This window comes from Blautia sp. 1033sp1_1033st1_G9_1033SCRN_220408, assembly GCF_040929965.1.
In the GTDB taxonomy this organism is placed as follows: Bacteria; Bacillota; Clostridia; order Lachnospirales; family Lachnospiraceae; genus Blautia_A; species Blautia_A ammoniilytica.
Genome location: NZ_JBFKZO010000001.1, coordinates 195,619 through 212,418, shown reverse-complemented (window position 1 = coordinate 212,418; position 16,800 = coordinate 195,619). Strand labels below are relative to the sequence as shown.

Annotated in this window: 17 protein-coding genes; all 17 read right to left on the bottom strand. The window is 45.7% G+C overall.

Annotated elements, in window-relative coordinates:
• Positions 1 to 14: 14 nt before the first annotated feature.
• Entirely contained in the window at positions 15 to 2,141 is a 2,127-nt protein-coding gene (locus AB5916_RS01000; protein ID WP_368188915.1) for a glycoside hydrolase family 13 protein, read from the bottom strand.
• 238 nt (positions 2,142 to 2,379) lie between these two features.
• Positions 2,380 to 4,236, bottom strand: a complete 1,857-nt coding sequence (ftsH, locus tag AB5916_RS00995) for an ATP-dependent zinc metalloprotease FtsH (protein WP_158420128.1) — start codon at positions 4,234 to 4,236, stop codon at positions 2,380 to 2,382.
• A gap of 33 nt (positions 4,237 to 4,269) precedes the next feature.
• The gene (hpt, locus tag AB5916_RS00990) at positions 4,270 to 4,797 is read right to left on the bottom strand and encodes a hypoxanthine phosphoribosyltransferase (protein ID WP_173728185.1); all 528 of its coding nucleotides are present in this window, start codon (positions 4,795 to 4,797) and stop codon (positions 4,270 to 4,272) included.
• Entirely contained in the window at positions 4,790 to 6,205 is a 1,416-nt protein-coding gene (gene tilS / locus AB5916_RS00985) for a tRNA lysidine(34) synthetase TilS (RefSeq protein WP_368188914.1), read from the bottom strand. The genes hpt and tilS overlap by 8 nt, the downstream gene beginning before the upstream one ends.
• Positions 6,206 to 6,208: 3 nt before the next feature.
• The gene (locus tag AB5916_RS00980; RefSeq protein ID WP_158420122.1) at positions 6,209 to 7,702 is read right to left on the bottom strand and encodes a SpoIIE family protein phosphatase; all 1,494 of its coding nucleotides are present in this window, start codon (positions 7,700 to 7,702) and stop codon (positions 6,209 to 6,211) included.
• 245 nt (positions 7,703 to 7,947) lie between these two features.
• Positions 7,948 to 8,262, bottom strand: a complete 315-nt coding sequence (locus AB5916_RS00975; RefSeq protein WP_244092985.1) for a septum formation initiator family protein — start codon at positions 8,260 to 8,262, stop codon at positions 7,948 to 7,950.
• On the bottom strand, positions 8,216 to 8,728 hold the full coding sequence (gene yabQ, locus AB5916_RS00970) for a spore cortex biosynthesis protein YabQ (RefSeq protein WP_368188913.1): 513 nt from the start codon (positions 8,726 to 8,728) through the stop codon (positions 8,216 to 8,218). Before yabQ ends, AB5916_RS00975 begins: the two co-directional genes overlap by 47 nt.
• A gap of 3 nt (positions 8,729 to 8,731) precedes the next feature.
• Positions 8,732 to 9,013: a sporulation protein YabP gene (gene yabP, locus AB5916_RS00965; RefSeq protein ID WP_368188912.1), complete on the bottom strand. Its 282-nt coding sequence runs from the start codon at positions 9,011 to 9,013 to the stop codon at positions 8,732 to 8,734.
• 99 nt (positions 9,014 to 9,112) lie between these two features.
• Positions 9,113 to 9,352, bottom strand: a complete 240-nt coding sequence (locus AB5916_RS00960) for an RNA-binding S4 domain-containing protein (RefSeq protein WP_158420118.1) — start codon at positions 9,350 to 9,352, stop codon at positions 9,113 to 9,115.
• Between the two features lie 5 nt (positions 9,353 to 9,357).
• Entirely contained in the window at positions 9,358 to 9,633 is a 276-nt protein-coding gene (locus AB5916_RS00955; protein WP_158420116.1) for an HU family DNA-binding protein, read from the bottom strand.
• 138 nt (positions 9,634 to 9,771) lie between these two features.
• On the bottom strand, positions 9,772 to 10,740 hold the full coding sequence (locus AB5916_RS00950) for a hypothetical protein (protein ID WP_368188911.1): 969 nt from the start codon (positions 10,738 to 10,740) through the stop codon (positions 9,772 to 9,774).
• 89 nt (positions 10,741 to 10,829) lie between these two features.
• Positions 10,830 to 12,176 (bottom strand): CCA tRNA nucleotidyltransferase, encoded by a 1,347-nt coding sequence (locus AB5916_RS00945; protein WP_368189022.1) that lies wholly within the window; start codon positions 12,174 to 12,176, stop codon positions 10,830 to 10,832.
• Between the two features lie 86 nt (positions 12,177 to 12,262).
• On the bottom strand, positions 12,263 to 13,042 hold the full coding sequence (gene thiD, locus AB5916_RS00940; protein WP_173728176.1) for a bifunctional hydroxymethylpyrimidine kinase/phosphomethylpyrimidine kinase: 780 nt from the start codon (positions 13,040 to 13,042) through the stop codon (positions 12,263 to 12,265).
• Positions 13,039 to 13,659, bottom strand: a complete 621-nt coding sequence (locus AB5916_RS00935; RefSeq protein ID WP_368188910.1) for an HAD family hydrolase — start codon at positions 13,657 to 13,659, stop codon at positions 13,039 to 13,041. The genes thiD and AB5916_RS00935 overlap by 4 nt, the downstream gene beginning before the upstream one ends.
• Positions 13,660 to 13,679: 20 nt before the next feature.
• Positions 13,680 to 14,321, bottom strand: a complete 642-nt coding sequence (thiE, locus tag AB5916_RS00930; protein WP_158420110.1) for a thiamine phosphate synthase — start codon at positions 14,319 to 14,321, stop codon at positions 13,680 to 13,682.
• Positions 14,322 to 14,346: 25 nt separating this feature from the next.
• A complete protein-coding gene (locus AB5916_RS00925; RefSeq protein ID WP_368188909.1) occupies positions 14,347 to 14,898 on the bottom strand; it encodes a DUF4430 domain-containing protein in 552 nt (183 codons plus the stop codon).
• A 231-nt stretch (positions 14,899 to 15,129) separates the two neighbouring features.
• Positions 15,130 to 16,569 carry a proline--tRNA ligase gene (gene proS, locus AB5916_RS00920; RefSeq protein WP_158420106.1) on the bottom strand — a complete coding sequence of 480 codons (1,440 nt, stop codon included), beginning with the start codon at positions 16,567 to 16,569 and terminating at the stop codon, positions 15,130 to 15,132.
• Between the last annotated feature and the right edge of the window lie 231 nt (positions 16,570 to 16,800).

The following is a 16,800-nucleotide window of genomic DNA, read 5'->3' as shown; positions in this document are numbered from 1 at the left end:
CGCTGTCTCGCCGTTTATTTCTCTGACACAGTATCATCACATTTATGATACAGGATCATCGCTCCAAAAGCCGGCATTGGCACATGTATCACACCTGCATTGGCAATATAGCTGTATTCCTCTGTTGTAAACCCATCCCTGTAGGTCAGAAGGATTCTTTTAAGGGTTGCTTCCTCCAGACGGCTGATACCTGTCTGCCATACCTCGATCTCCACATCCCGGTCATAATCCCGGTTATTCAGAATCACGATCATCTGTTCATCATTGGAGAAACGGCCATAGCACAAGCCTTGATAATCATTCCAGAGGAACTTCAGGGAGCCTTCCCGAAGGAATCCGTATTCTTTATGGATCCGGATCATCACCTTGTGGAAATCAATCAAGCTTTGATCTTCCCTTCCCCATGGATAAGTACGACGGTTATCCGGATCTGTAAAGCCACAGACTCCTGCCTCATCGCCATAATATACGGTAGGCGCTCCAGGCCATGTCATCTGAACGGCCACTGCTTCTCTCATAATTGCAGGATTGATCCCTGAAGATGCAGCTTCTGCTCCTGCATATGAGATCCTGCCCACTCTGTGGTTGGTCCTTGTAAGGAACCTGGAATGATCATGATTGGAAAGCTCATTCATAGCAGTGTAAAAAGCAGACATATGAAGGGAACGCATATGATTCTTCATTGCACCAATAAATGCATCACTGTTGCCATACAGATCCTGCCTGTACTCATCACTGTGCTTTTCCATACCTGTCAGGAACCAGGTTAAAGGCTCCATAAATGCGTCATAATTCATAACTGTATCCCACTCGTCACCCATAAGCCAGCTTTCAGGATTGCCATAATGCTCTGCCAGGATGATTGCTTCAGGATTAGCTTCTTTTACTGCCTTGCGAAAATCCTTCCAGAACTGATGGTTAAACTCATTGCTGTGTCCCAGGTCGGCAGCCACATCCAGACGCCAGCCATCTACATTGTAAGGAGGTGAAACCCATTTTTTGCCGATCTCAAGTACATAATCGTATAATTCCCTGGAGCCTTCATAATTCAGCTTGGGAAGTGTATCATGTGCCCACCATCCATCATAAGAAGGATTGTAAGGCCAGCGGTTCTGATCATAAAAACTGAAGAAATTGCGGTAAGGACTGTCAGCCGAAATATAAGCTCCCATAGGATAGCCTTCCTGATTCTCATAGATCCGCTCTCTGTCCATCCATTTATTAAAGGAACCGCAGTGATTAAATACTCCGTCCAGGATGATCTTCATGCCACGCTTATGAATCTCCTCTGTTAGCTGTGCAAACAATTGGTTGCTGGCTTCCAGATTTCTTTTGTCTGTTACACGGCGGATATATTTCCACGCATGTGAATTGTCCCTATCCCCGTTCTGTAGGATTCCCTCGTCTGTGTCCTCTACAATCTTTCCATAATGAGGATCAATATAATCATAATCCTGAATATCATACTTATGGTTGCTTGGGGAAACAAATACAGGATTCAGATACAGAACTTCCACCCCAAGATCCTGAAGATAATCCAGCTTATCCAAGATACCTTGAAGATCACCACCATAAAATTCCCGGACGCCCATTACTGCCGGAACCTTTCCCCAGTCATCTACGTGCACGCTTACATCCCCAATATAAGAGTATTCTCCGGTTGCCACGTCATTGGATGGATCCCCATTATAAAACCGATCAACAAAGATCTGATACATCACTGCACCTTTGGCCCATGCAGGCGTATGATAACCTGGGTATATTTCAAACTCTGTCCGTTCTTCCGAGTTGACCGATACTCCTTGATAGGTGTAATAACATGTAACCCATCCATATACAACTTCAAAATGATATCTGAATATATCTTCTCCCATCTTGATCTGTGTTTCATAATAATCAAAGCCATTGAAGGAAGACCATATCTCCATCTCCTGCCTCACATCACCATAAACCAGATACACTGCATCCACATTATTTCTCTGGGTACGAAACCGTATCTTTACAATGTCACCCGGCATTGGTTCTGACGGACATCTGTAATACTCAGACCCATCGCTGAACAGCGCATCCTTATTCAAGACAGGCCGCATATTTAATACATATTGCATATTTTTCATTACATCCGCTTTTTCCCTTTTCATTACTCAACCTCTTTTCCGTTGTAGTTACCGGGTCAAGTGTCTGCTCTTTGCAGTTTTCCAAGATGTCCGGTACAAAGTAAAAAAGACAGCGGGATAAGCTGTCTTTTTTGGAGAAGGTATTTCTTCTTATGGGGTGTAGCAAAAACTATATAATGTATTGGGGGGTTTTTACGGTTATTATAGTACCACGGTTCCCCAGAAAAGTCTGCACAAACTTCACAAAAATGGAGTTTGTTTTTTATGCATTCTGTATATTAGTTTTTTTATCCCCGTTTTTTTCCATTGTAAAAAGTGACTCAAATTCATCTCTGTGGACTTTTTCCTTCTGAAGAAGCAGTTCTGCACAGCTGTGAAGCACCTGGATATGCTGGGAAATAATCTCCCTTGCCTGGTCATGGCACTGACGGATGATCCTCTGAATCTCCTCATCGATCTCTTTTGCCTTTTCTTCACTGTATCCTCTTGTATGTGCAAGATCCCTTCCAATGAAGACTTCGTCCTCATCATCCCCATAGGCTATCAGCCCCAGCTTCTCTGACATGCCATATTTGGTCACCATTGCTCTTGCTTCACTGGTAGCTCTCTTAATATCATTGGAAGCGCCAGTAGTAATATCTCCAAAGATGATCTCCTCAGCCACACGCCCTCCCAACAGGGTGGTGATATCCTGAAGCATCTTTCCTCTGGTATTAAACATCTCATCATTCTCCGGCAAAGGCATGGTATAACCGGCAGCCCCCATACCGGTAGGTATGATGGATATGGTGTAAACCGGCTCCATATCTGGAAGTACGTGAAACAGGATCGCATGACCTGCTTCGTGATAAGCTGTGATCTTTTTCTCTTTGTCAGAAATCACCTTGCTTCTCTTTTCTGCGCCAATGCCTACTTTAATAAAGGAATCCTTAATATCCTGTTGACGGATAAATACTCTGCCTGCCTTGGCAGCTGCAATGGCAGCCTCATTCAGAAGATTCTCCAGATCTGCCCCTGTAAAACCTGCAGTAGTCTGTGCGATCTGCTTCAGATTTACGTCTTCTCCAAGAGGCTTCTCCTTTGCATGCACCAGGAGAATCTCTTCCCTGCCTTTCACATCCGGCCTGCCTACAGCCACTTTACGGTCAAAACGGCCAGGACGCAAGATAGCGGGATCCAGAATATCTACCCGGTTGGTAGCTGCCATCACAATGATGCCTTCATTCACACCAAAGCCGTCCATTTCCACAAGAAGCTGGTTCAGAGTCTGCTCACGCTCATCGTGGCCGCCACCCATACCAGTGCCTCTCTGCCTTGCCACAGCATCGATCTCATCAATAAAGATAATACATGGTGCATGACGCTTGCCCTCTGCAAAAAGATCTCTTACACGGGAAGCACCTACACCTACAAACATCTCCACAAAATCAGAGCCTGAAATAGAGAAGAAGGGTACTCCTGCCTCTCCTGCCACTGCTTTTGCCAAAAGGGTCTTACCTGTACCTGGAGGTCCTACAAGAAGAACACCTTTAGGGATCCTGGCTCCTACTTTTGTATACTTCTGAGGTGCTTTCAGGAAATCCACCACTTCCACCAGATCTTCTTTTTCTTCCTGAAGACCTGCCACATTGGAAAAGGTGATCTTCCTGTCATCCGGTGTCATCATCCTGGCACGGCTTTTGCCGAAATCCATCATCCTGGCATTGCCTCCGCCTCCGCCGGACACCTGCCGGTTCATCATCACCATAAAAAGGAGCACTATCCCGCATGTCAGAAAAACAGGAAGTATACTGGATAAGAAAACACTGGTCCTTTGTACATCCTCCATCACAGGATCCAGTCCATATCCTCTCAAAAGCGTATCCGCCTCATTTACGTCTGTCACATATACCCGCTTCTGTCCCACATCTGTAATATCTGCTGTGATATAGCCTGTGGGAACCTCGCTGTTCTGGTGAATCTTTGCATCTGCAACCTCACCGTTCTTCAATGCTTTTTCCAGCTGGCCCATCGTATAATTGCTCTGGGTTGCCACCTGATTGTTCAGATAGAAATACCCGGCAATCAATGCGACAATCAATACCAGATACAGGCCGATTCTGCTTGATTGCTTGTTCACTTAACTAGTTCTCCTTTCATGGTCACTTCTGTCTTATTCAAATTCTACCACTCCGATATACGGAAGGTTTCTGTATCTCTGGGCATAATCCAGTCCATAACCCACTACAAATTCATCGGGAATCTCAAAGCAGCAATGGTCAACCTGAACATCCTGTACCACCCTCCTGTCCGGCTTGTCCAGAAGTGTACATAAATGGATACTGTTAGGCTTTCTTGCCTTTAACACCTTCATCAAATAGCTTAAAGTCCTGCCTGAATCGATAATATCCTCTACAACCAGTACGTCCTTGCCTTCCAGGGGCTGATCCAGATCCTTGACGATCTTTACCACACCACTGGATTTGGTGTCATCCCCATAGCTGGATACAGACATAAAATCAAGAGTTACAGGCACAGTGATCCGCTTTGCCAGCTCACACATAAAGAATACTCCGCCTTTCAGCACGCAGATCATATGGATCTCCCTGCCTTCATACTCCTTGCTGATCTTGGCTGCAATCTCACGGATACGTGCATCAACCTTTTCTTCATTAATTAATACTCTGATCTTCTCACTCATGGATGGTTCCTCCTTGGTATTGTAATTCTATTACCCTGACAGTAGTCTGGGTAATCTTATGTTTTTCACTGATCCTTCCGCCTATGATCCACAGGATTTCCTCACCGGCTGCGATCAGGGGAAGCTGTTCCCGTTTCTCCCTAGGTATCTTATCGTCAATAAAACAGCGGTTCAGTTTTTTCCTGTTTCCTTTCTGATCGATCACCAGGTAATCCCCCGGACTCCTGGTGCGCACAGACAGACTACTATATATTGTATCATAATCCAGCCATTTCGTATACTTATTTTCTTCAATCTTCTGACCTTCATAAGAAAAAACTCTGGCAGAAACCACTCCCAGCGGACACTTTACACTGCCGGGTATGGGGATACCCCAACCCTTCCTATATTCTTCCAGCTGTTCTTCCGTCTGTTTCCCATCCTCATGCTGTGAGCCAGGTAAAAGAGAAATCCCTTGATAAGTACGTACTGCCCGCATGCCATAGGGAAGCTGTACCTGACGGCCTACCTGTCTGCTGACCAGCTTCTGTATATCCTTCACATGTAAAGATGTAAAATCCTGTTGTCTGCCGCTCACCTGGTAAAAAGCAGTTAAAAGCCCATAGGGAACCAATGCACTTTCCTGTCGAAAAAAGTCTTCCTGCAGATAATATGCCCCTTCTTTGAAGCTGGCATACTGTTTCAGCAAACATTCTCCCTGTGCAAACAGATAATCTCCTGCTGCAGCCAGAATCTGTGCTGTTTCTGCCATATGGGCAGAAGCCTTCGGATTGATCTGCTCCTGTAAAAGAGGAAGGATCCTGTGACGGATCCGGTTCCTTGTATATTCTTCAGACAAGTTGGTACTGTCCTGCCCATAAAGAATCCCAGCCCCCTTAAGATATTCCAGAATCTGCTGCTTCTTAAGACACAGTACAGGTCGGATAATCGGATCCGATACCGGACGCATAGCCGATAGTCCCCTGATTCCTGTACCTCTGCACAGATTGTGAACAACAGTCTCTGCAAGATCGTCCTGATTGTGCGCCAGTGCGATCCTGACTCTGGCGGTACATCCCTTTGAAGCCAGTGTAAAAGCCTCCTGCCGCACCCTTCGTCCGGCCTCTTCCGTACCCACTTTCCATCCTTTCGCAAGATCCGGTACATCATAGCGGAGGATCTGGCAGGGAATCTGCCAGTCACTGCACACCTGCTTTACAAGAGCAGCATCCCTGTCTGCCTCCTCTCCCCGGATCCCGTGATGCACATGTACCACTTTCAGGGAAAAGTCCATCTCTTCCCGGTACTGCCTCAAACAGGACAACATAGCCATGGAATCCCCTCCTCCGGAAACTCCTGCGATCACCTGATCCCCTTCACGGATCATCTCAAATTCTTCTATGTAAGCCTTTACTTTTCTGTAGTACATAATTTATTTTCTCCACATTCCTGCTACCAGGACTGTCATATCATCTTTTGCACAATAATCACTGTATCCCAACACACGCTCTAGGATTCCTCTGCTGATATCCTTAGGTGCCTCCTCATGCACATCCATGATAATCTCCTTCATAGTCTCCTCTTCCCGCTCCACAGGAAGCGCATCCAGAACCCCGTCTGTCATCATGATCACATAATCCCCATGATATAGCTTTCGTGAAGATGTTTCAAAATCCGGCTGCTGCATCAGACCTGCTGCCAGACTCTCAGAAGAAATAGCCTCTACCCAGTGATCCCGTTTGATAAAGGTAGCTGCTGCTCCTGCTTTCAGGAAATCACAGATCCCTGTATAAAGATCCACCGCACAAATATCCACTGTAGAAAACATACCTTCCTGCCCCTTCAGAACAAGAGCTGTATTCACCATCCTAGCTGCTGTCTCCTGGGAAAAGCCGGATTCCAGGAACTGTTCCAATAGTTCCACTACGATCTCGCTTTCCCTGCAGGCCTCTGCCCCGGAGCCCATGCCATCAGAAAGACACATCACAAATCTGCCCTCTTCCTCCTGCCGGCATGCATAATTATCCCCGGAAACCTTTTCCTGTTCTTTGGTCAGCCGTGCCACCCCATAAAGCATCTGATAGCTTACATCCTCCGTAAAGCGGACTGTATGAAATTCTCCGTTCAACACCCGCCTTCCATCACCTGCTGCTGTCATAGGCGTGCCATACTCTCCGGAGAGGATCTGGGAAACCTCTGATACGGAGATGCATTGTCCGCTCCTTGCACGCATAGTGAGAAAGATTTGCCTTCTGCCTTCTGCTTTGTCCATTACCCAGGCTGTTTTCAGAACAATGTGTCTTTTCTTAAGGCTGCGTGTCAGACTCTCAAGAAAATCAGGATCCGGCTGGCTGATATCATATAAATCTCTGGCTACCATCTCCATAAGCCTTGAAATCTCAGCAAGCTGCTGTGCAACTGCCAGCCGCCCTTCGATCATCTGGTTGTCCCAGATCAAGCGCTGCTTCTCTCGCTGAAAATTCTCCAAAAGCCGGTCATAATACTGGGTAAAACGTCCGCACACACTCATCCACTGAGTCTTTGCAGACTGAAGCTTCTGAGGATCTCCTTCTTCCACAGCACGGATCAGTTCCCCGGCCCAGGTACACATCTGCTGCTGGTTCTCCCTCCAGCAAAGCTCCTGCTGATAACATCTGGTACACACATTCTCTCCTGTGTCCTTCAGAATCTGCTCTACCTGCCCAGAGCTTAAATAATCCTTCCTGTATGGCATCCCGTAAAAGGTGTCTGCCAGCTTCTGAAAGGATTCTGCATATTTCTCTACTTTTTCTTTCTGAGGATGGCTTTCGTACAGGGGAAATGCTTCCTCCATACGCCTCCCTTTCCCTGACAAGATAGTTTTTGCCATGTCCCGGACAATCAGCATAATGCTGAGTGCGAGCATGGCAATCATCCATTCCTGCATATTCTCCCCTCCCCTTACAACAACGCTCCTGCCTGTGCGGGTCATCCGCACTGTTCACAGTCTGATATTATAAGGGATGAACAGGGAAATATCTGTCAAACACAGGCATATGCCTGTAAAAAGTTTTCGTCAGGATTTCCTCTTTTGCGATCTTTTTTGCGATCTTTCATAACTATTATGTAACTTCACAGTTATGGTCTCTCTTTAAAATGTTCCCGATAAAATACTGTTATCTTGCTGAAATACTATTTTTCTTCTTCAAAAATGATCTCATTGTCCTTTACCAGACCAAGCCGCTCTCTGGCAACCTGCTCGGCATACTCATCAGTCTTCATATATGCCTTGTACTTATCGATCTCCTCAGTACGGCTCTTCTGCTCTTCCAGATCCTGCTCAAGTGCTGCAGCCCTTGCATCATAGACAGCAATCTTATCGCTGATATCCCGGCTCTGCATCATGAGAATCCCCAAAAGCATCAGAACAGTCACTGCAATGGTCAGCATTCCGAGACGGTTATATCCTGTTTTCTTTTTTCGTTTCTTTTTGCCTGACCCTGCCAAACTGCCAACTCCTTTTTGCGTTCTTATTCGCATGGGTGTGAAAGTTCTTCCGAAAGGGGCACTTTCCCCACCTGCTTGCAAACTCGCATACTGAAATTTTACATCTTTCAGCCCAAAATAGCAACCTCTTTATCAGGATTTTTACAATTTTCAACGGATATTCCAAAATCTTTACAGTAAGGCTTATAAAAACAGGTTCTATCAGCTTTTTTGCAGCAAAAGCCCCCAAAAGAAGCCCTGCAGCCAGAAAAAGCCTAAGTATTCCCTGGTTTTTATCATACAGTCTGACAGACAGGAAGCATCCTGCAAAAAGCCAGTAGATCAGGTCTTCTGCCATTACCCCCAGCCTGGAATGAGGAAGCAGTCTGCGAAGGATCAATAGACAGCTGTAGCACAAAAGAAGGGCAGCCCCGGTATACACTGACTGGATCAGAAGGAGGAATTCATAATGGATATAGCTTTCCACAGATCAGCGAAACATCCTTTTTAATAACGGTTCTTCTTTTTTCAGACTGTTTCCTGACTGGTATACCACTTCCTCCAGCTTTCCTTCCACTTCCACTTCTCCCTGTTTCAGATCCAGCCTTTTCACATGCATCTGTTCCCCTTTTAATTTCAGCTTTCCCTGGGTTGTAAGAAGAATGATCTCCTTTTCGTCAAAAGACGTCACATCCCTGACTCCTGTTATAGTTCCGGAGGTTCTGTTTTCAAAGGTCAGTTTGTGAGGCATGTTTTCGTTTTTTCCTTCCAAAAATGCCCTCCTGAAAGTATCCTTTATGTCAGTGTATGCTTTTTCAGAAAAAAATAGACCCGGCCGGTTCTTCCCGGTCGGGTGCGATATAAATGTCTGTTAAAGATATCTGTACAGATTCTCCACATCTTCTTTTTTAACGGTTTCTTTTACGTCCAGCACTTCTACCTTCACATTACGACTGCCGAACTGGATCTCTATAATATCTCCCGCTTTCACCTGTGCGGATGCTTTGGCAGGCTTGTCATTCACCATTACACGCCCTGCATCACAGGCTTCATTAGCCACAGTGCGACGCTTGATCAGACGGGAAACCTTCAAAAATTTATCAAGACGCATATTCTTTACTCGTTGATCATATCCTTCAGGGCTTTTCCAGCTTTAAACTTAGGAGCCTTGGAGGCCTCAATCTTCATTGTCTCACCAGTCTGAGGATTTCTTCCCTCTCTAGCAGCTCTCTCGCTTACTTCAAAAGTACCAAAGCCCACTAACTGAACTTTCTCTCCTTTTTTCAGCTCGCCAGACACAACGTCAACAAAAGATTTCAGAACAGCCTCAACGTCTTTCTTTGATAAATTTGTCTCTTTCGCCATAGCTGCTACTAATTCTGTTTTATTCATGGTGTTTCCTCCTCTAAATGATCTCTTTCTAGTTCGTGGCAACTGCCGATGGCGACAGCGCTCTATCCTCTATATATATACCTTTTACTGGGCATTGTCAAGAATTTTCGCCTTTTAGCGGGCTGTTTTTAATGCTTCCTAAAAAGCCTTTTTGGTGAAGTCTGCCCAAATCTCTTTCTGCTCAATGATCTTCCGTTGTTTTTCCACATTTTTCTCCGAAATCCATGCTTTATTGTGGGAGAAATAGTAATTTGCCAGCTTCCAGTACTTCTCCGGATAAAGAAAACGGATCTTCAGATTCTCCCTTTCTGCAGGCGAAATCCGCCGTACAGCATCGTATTCTTTCAGCATGTCCTTGCCAAGCTGTGGATCCCAGTTATATTTTTCCAATATTTTCCTCATAAAACGGTACAAATCTGCCACCTGGACATCAAACCTGAAATGACCAAAATTGGTCACTGCTGTTCCCTTTTTCAGTATTAACACATTATGCTGATTATATTCCCCATGACAGATCCAGCCTGCTTCCTTTGTCTGCTGCCGGAGTGTTTCGTAATCGGAGTCCTGCAGCTTTCCAAGCGCTACCTCTGCTCTTTCCAGAAACCACTGGACATTAGCCAGATATTCCTTTTCAAAAGCACTGCCTGCCCCATTCTTCCGAATAAACTTCCGGATTTTACGCAGCTCCTGGTTATGACGTAAATACTCATCCTTAAGAGATTTTTCCTGATAAATCCCCTCTGCCGGAAGACACATATGAGTATGTAATACTGCCAGGATACGTACACTCTCCAAAATATCTGCTTTGGACTTTGTATCACATTCTCTGCCCTCATACCAGTATTGTAAGGTAAATGGAATGTCGTCTTTATTCTTTGTTATCAGCTGCCCTTCCTGGTTTTCCAGGTAAAGATCCACACTGTATCCTGCCTCTGACAGCTTTTTTAAAAGCCGTTGCTGCATGGCCAGTTTTTTTTCCGATCCCCAGTATTCCCTTAGAAGAAATAGCCCCTTCTGTGTTCTGCAAAGAACAGCTCCACGGGTCCTGCTGGTTCCTTCAGCTGTAAGACCATACTTTTCCAAAGTGCCGATTCCATAATCATACAATCTGTTATCCCCCTCATCATACTTGCTTTCCCACGATACTTTCTATACTTATGAGGGGAATATATTATTTATGTCCTTTGTAATTCCTATTAAGCTTCACTGTTCTGAACAGCCAACTGTTCTGCCTGGGCAAGAAGATACTCCCTGTTATTTTTCCCGGGATCTTCCAGCACCTGGTCTAAAAGACTCTCCAGGATCCTTCCTATAGATGGTCCTGCTTTTAATCCTGCCTGGATCAGATCCCTGCCGCTGATGTCCAGACCCTTCAGGGAAACGCAGTCACCCCGTTCACAGATCCTGTGATAGATCTGCTCCACAGCATCCAGTCTTTCTTCCTTCTGCTCTCGCCTGTACAGACTTTGTGCCAGCATATCCGCTCGCTGCACCTCCAGATATAAAGGAAACAAATCCTCACCAATACTGTTCACTGCACGTCGCACCTGAGTTTCTTCAGCCTTCGGCCGCAGATCATGCCACCGGATCAGACGGCATACCTTCCGGATGGTATCATTGTCAAATTTCAGCCTCCGCAAGATCTCACCAGCCAGCTTCTCACCCACAGGACCGTGTCCCTTAAAATGATCTCTGCCATTCTCATCGGTTGTCCGACATACAGGCTTTCCAATATCATGAAGCAACATAGTGAGCCGCAGCACACGGTCAGGCCGGATATTTACCAAGCTGTGCAGGATGTGCTCCCCAACGGAATACATATGATAAGGCGTATTCTGCTGAGTTTCCATACATGTATCAAATTCAGGAAGAAATATCTTTGTAACCCCTGCCCGCCAGGCTGTACGAAGATAGTCCGGATGATCAGATATCAGCAGCTTTACAAGTTCCACCTGGATCCGCTCTGCACTTACCTTTTCCAGATTAGGGGCAAGCAAAGAAAGGGCATTTTCCGTTGCAGGGTCAATGGAAAATCCCAGTTTTGCAGAAAAACGCACTGCCCGCAGAATCCTGAGAGCATCCTCTATAAAGCGCTCCTTAGGATCTCCTACACACCGGATCACCTTTTTTTCCAAATCACCAAGACCTCCAAAAGGATCCACCAGCCCTTGCTTCGGATTGTATGCCATTGCATTAATCGTAAAATCTCTTCGCTTCAGATCTTCTTCCAGGCTTGCCGTAAAGGTTACATCCTTAGGGTGCCTGCCGTCCTCGTATACTCCGTCTACACGATAAGTGGTCACTTCAAACCCTTCTTTGTCAAGAAGTACCGTAACTGTACCATGCTGCAGGCCTGTATCTATGGTTCTGTGAAAAAGGCTTTTTACCTGCTCCGGCTTGGCAGAAGTGGTAATGTCCCAGTCATCCGGGGTGTCCGAAAGAACCCGATCCCTGACACAGCCACCTACTGCATATGCCTCAAACCCTGCCTTTTCCAACGTTTTTAATATTCTGTCAACTTTTGGAGGAATCTCTATAAACATATGTTTCTCCATTTTTCTTTCCAGTCCTCCTTCATGTTATGATGCCAGAGGCTAAGATCTCTTTTACCCATGGTATCACTTTATATTTACAGGGCATATACATGGTTTAAAGGTCCGCTGCCTGCTCCCAGATCCAGCATAGCCTCTAACGCACCTGTAAGATAGGCTTTCGCATTTGCCACACTGTCTTCCACTGAAAACCCAAGAGCCAGATTGCAGGCAATAGCTGAAGAAAGGGTACAGCCTGTGCCATGAGTATTAGGATTTGCCACTCTCTTTCCACGGAACCATTGAAGCTTTCCATCCTGGTACAACAGATCTGTAGCATCGTTTACCAGATGACCTCCTTTAATCAGGATAGCGCCTTTATATTTTTCTGCCAGTTTTCCGGCAGCTTTGATCATATCTTCTTCTGTATGTATCTCAAATCCGTAGAGCACCTGGGTCTCAGGAATATTGGGTGTGATCACATCTCCCATAGGAAGAAGTATATCCGTCACCGCATCCATGGCTTCCTCACACATCAGACGGTGTCCGCTGGTGGAAACCATCACCGGATCCACTACAATATTCTTTGCACCATATTTCAAAAGCTTGTCAGCGATCACACGGATGATCCGGCTGCTTAATACCATACCGATCTTCACGCTATCTGGATAAATATCTGTAAAAACTGCATCCAGCTGATCTGCCACAAACTCTGGCTCTGCCTCCATAATGCTTTTTACTCCGGTTGTATTCTGGGCTGTCAGTGCTGTGATCACACTCATCCCATATAATTTATGGGCAGTAATGGTTTTCAGGTCAGCCTGGATCCCTGCCCCGCCGCTGCAGTCAGAGCCTGCAATGGTCAGTACTTTTTTCATTGTATTAATGCCTCCATTTCAGAAAAATCCTTTGTATATCGGTAAACCATTGCCTGAAGCTTAACTGTTTCCGGCTCCCAGGCATCATACACTCCCACTACCTTAAAGCCTGCATCCCTGGCTGTCCTGGCTGCATGAATGGCATCTTCAAACACCAGTACCTCTTCCTTAGCAAGGTCAAGATATGTAAGTGCAGCTTCATAAATATGAGGTGTAGATTTATCATAACCTACACCGGCACAGGTATAGATCCCTTTAAAATATTTCCAGATCCCGGTTCGCTTCAAGGCTTCTTTTGCAAGATACTCATCTGTAGCCGTCGCCACACACATCTGTATATGATTGTGATGCAGCATTTTCAAAAACGGAACCACTCCTTTTTTCGGCTGAACCCGTAAACTGTAATTCTCAGACATCAGCTTTCCTATCCCCTCCATGATCGCCTCCGGGCTCTCCTGGATCTGATAGGTTTCTTTTATGTAAATGGCTCCCTGGCGCACAGTCATGCGAAGAAGGGTATCATCCAGCCCCTCTTCGGCCTGGATACCCTTTTCTGCAAGATATTGTTCTGCAAGGTGCCTCCAGTACCCCATAGAATCCAGCAAGGTACCGTCCATATCAAAAATCGCTCCCCGGATCATCCTTCTACCATCTCACTGGAAAGCCTGTGCAGTTCCCTGCATTCCTTTCTGATATCTTCGGCAGCAAATACGGCAGACACCAGCGCCACTCCGCATACACCGCTTCCCTTTAGCTGCAGAAGATTCTCTTTGCTGATTCCACCGATCGCTACCACCGGAATGGAAACAGACTGACAGATCTGCTTCAGGGTTTGAAAGTCCACTGCATGGGCATCCTTCTTGGTAGAAGTATGAAATACAGCTCCAACCCCCAGGTAATCCGCTCCATCTGCCTGTGCTTTCTGAGCCTGTTCTACAGTCCGGGCCGAGATTCCAAGGATCTTGTCCGGTCCAAGAAGTGCTCTGGCCTTTGCTCCATCCATATCGGACTGGCCGATATGAACTCCGTCTGCACCTGTTTTTACAGCCACCTCCACATCATCATTCACAATAAAAGGAATCTGCTTCTCCTTACATAATGCACCAATCTCTTTTGCTTCCTGAAGGAACTTATCCTCAGACATATTCTTCTCTCTTAACTGAAGACAGGTGATGCCCCCTTCAATGGCCTGCTGCACCTGTTCATACAAAGACAGCTTCCCTGTCCAGGTCTGATCTGTCACCGCATATAATAATAAGTCCTTTTTTCCTATAGTCATGTCTTTATCTCCTGATCATCTATAATTATTCCTGATAACTGTTGCCTACATCTGAGCCCAGATCGCAGGTATATTTCCACTCGATCTTATCTCCATCCTCCACTGTATACTCGGAGCATCCGTAATTAGGAAACCATCCGTTCACACTGAACATCCATCCTGAATTGGCACCGCAGTCAAATTCATAAAGCTGGTTGATCCCTTCAATATAATAGCTTCCGTACAATGGGGTATATCTGGAAGACATCTGGATCCCGGCCTGATTACATGCATTTTTCAGCACATCAAAAGCTGTATCACCAGGTGTAAATGAAACTTCCGAAGGATAAAGGATCCATCCGTCAGAAGGCACAAATTCCGCCTTTGTAGACTTTAGATCATCCCATTTATTAAGAATAGAAGAACACTCTATGGAAATGGTACAGGTATGGTTTTCCTTGACCTGGTCGCTGCCGCCACAGCCTGCTGTCAGCAAACAGCACAGAAGCAGGCCAAATAACAGCCTGCCTGTCTGAATTCCCCTTTCAATTCCAATTTCAATTCCTGTTTCCTTGCTTTTCTGACTTAAATTACACATAATGCTTATATCCTCACATTCTCCGGCTGCCTATTATTATACTCGAAGTCCGCATTTGTAACAACATTCAATTTGATTTCTGTCCAATTTGATTTCCCAGTTTCAATTTTTCGGACAGGTTATCGCTCCATATACCGCCCTTCTTGAATACGCAAAAAGGGTTGATCAGGATAATCCTGACAACCCTTTCTCTGTAACAAGCATGCCTGATAATGTGCCCTGAAGCACGGATTAATAAGCTCTGCCCCAATATACCATTTTCTTCGCCGGTTTACCGCAGCATACACAGGTATCGGAAAGATGCTCCTGCTCAAATGGGATGCATCTTGAAGTTGCCTGAACATCTTCTTTAATCTTATCCTCACATTCACGGCAGCCACACCACATAGCTTTTACAAAGCCTGGTTTATTCACGATGGTATCTTTGAACTCATCATAAGTGGTTGCTGTATATGTGTGTGCATCTCTGTGTGCTCTAGCACGCTCCAGCATATCCTTCTGCATAGTTTCAAGGATCTCATTAACTTTCTGTGTAAGCTCCTCAAATCTAACTGTGTATTTCTCTCTTGTATCTCTGCGGCAGACTACAGCCTGTCCGTTTTCAATATCCTTTGGTCCACATTCAATACGTACCGGGATTCCTCTCATTTCCTGCTCTGCAAATTTGAATCCAGGACTCTTATCTGTCACATCTGCTTTTGCACGGATGCCGGCAGCCTTTAATGCAGCCAGAAGCTCATCTGCTTTTTCAAGGACTCCTTCTTTTCTCTGCTGGATCGGGATGATCACAGCCTGAACCGGTGCGATCCTTGGGGGAAGTACAAGTCCGCTGTTATCTCCGTGAACCATGATAAGTGCACCGATCATACGTGTTGTCATTCCCCAGGATGTCTGATGTACATACTGAAGCTGATTGTTTTTATCTGTATACTGAATGCCGAATGCCCGTGCAAAGCCATCACCAAAGTTATGGCTTGTACCGGACTGAAGGGCTTTTCCATCATGCATCAGTGACTCAATGGTATAAGTAGCTTCAGCTCCTGCAAATTTCTCTTTATCTGTTTTGCGACCTTTGATAACCGGAATAGCCAGAACCTCTTCGCAAAAGTCTGCATACAGGTTCAGCATCTGGATGGTTCTTGCTTCTGCTTCTTCTGCGGTAGCGTGTGCTGTATGGCCTTCCTGCCATAAAAACTCACGGGAACGGAGGAAAGGACGGGTTGTCTTTTCCCAGCGCACTACAGAACACCACTGGTTATATACCTTTGGCAGATCTCTGTGGGACTGGATCTCTTTCTGGTAGAAATCACAGAACAGGGTCTCAGAAGTAGGGCGCACGCAAAGACGTTCCTGCAGCGGATCCAGACCACCGTGTGTTACCCAGGCAACCTCAGGTGCAAAACCTTCTACATGGTCTTTTTCTTTGTCAAGAAGAGACTCCGGGATAAACATTGGCATGTATACATTCTCCACACCTGTCTCTTTGAATCTGCGGTCAAGCTCCTTCTGGATATTCTCCCAGATTGCATATCCTGCCGGTTTGATGGCCATGCAGCCTTTTACACTTGTATAGCCGCAAAGCTCTGCTTTTTTCACCACATCTGTATACCACTGGGCAAAATCTTCCTCCATAGATGTGATGGCTTCTACTAATTTCTTTTCTTTTGCCATTTTGCATTCTCCTTTTTAAATAAAAAAAAACCTTCCAATCCCATATCATAGGGACCGAAAAGCTCGGCGGTACCACCCTGATTAGCATCTCACTTATAAAGATGCTCTCTCATCTTCCCTTTATCGCTGGAAATGCGCTGTGCTTCAGTTGCACAGTGACTCCAAGGCCGGTTCCATGACTTGTGCACAGGCTCCTCACACCTTTGCAGAAACTGTATCCTTCTCTGCTCA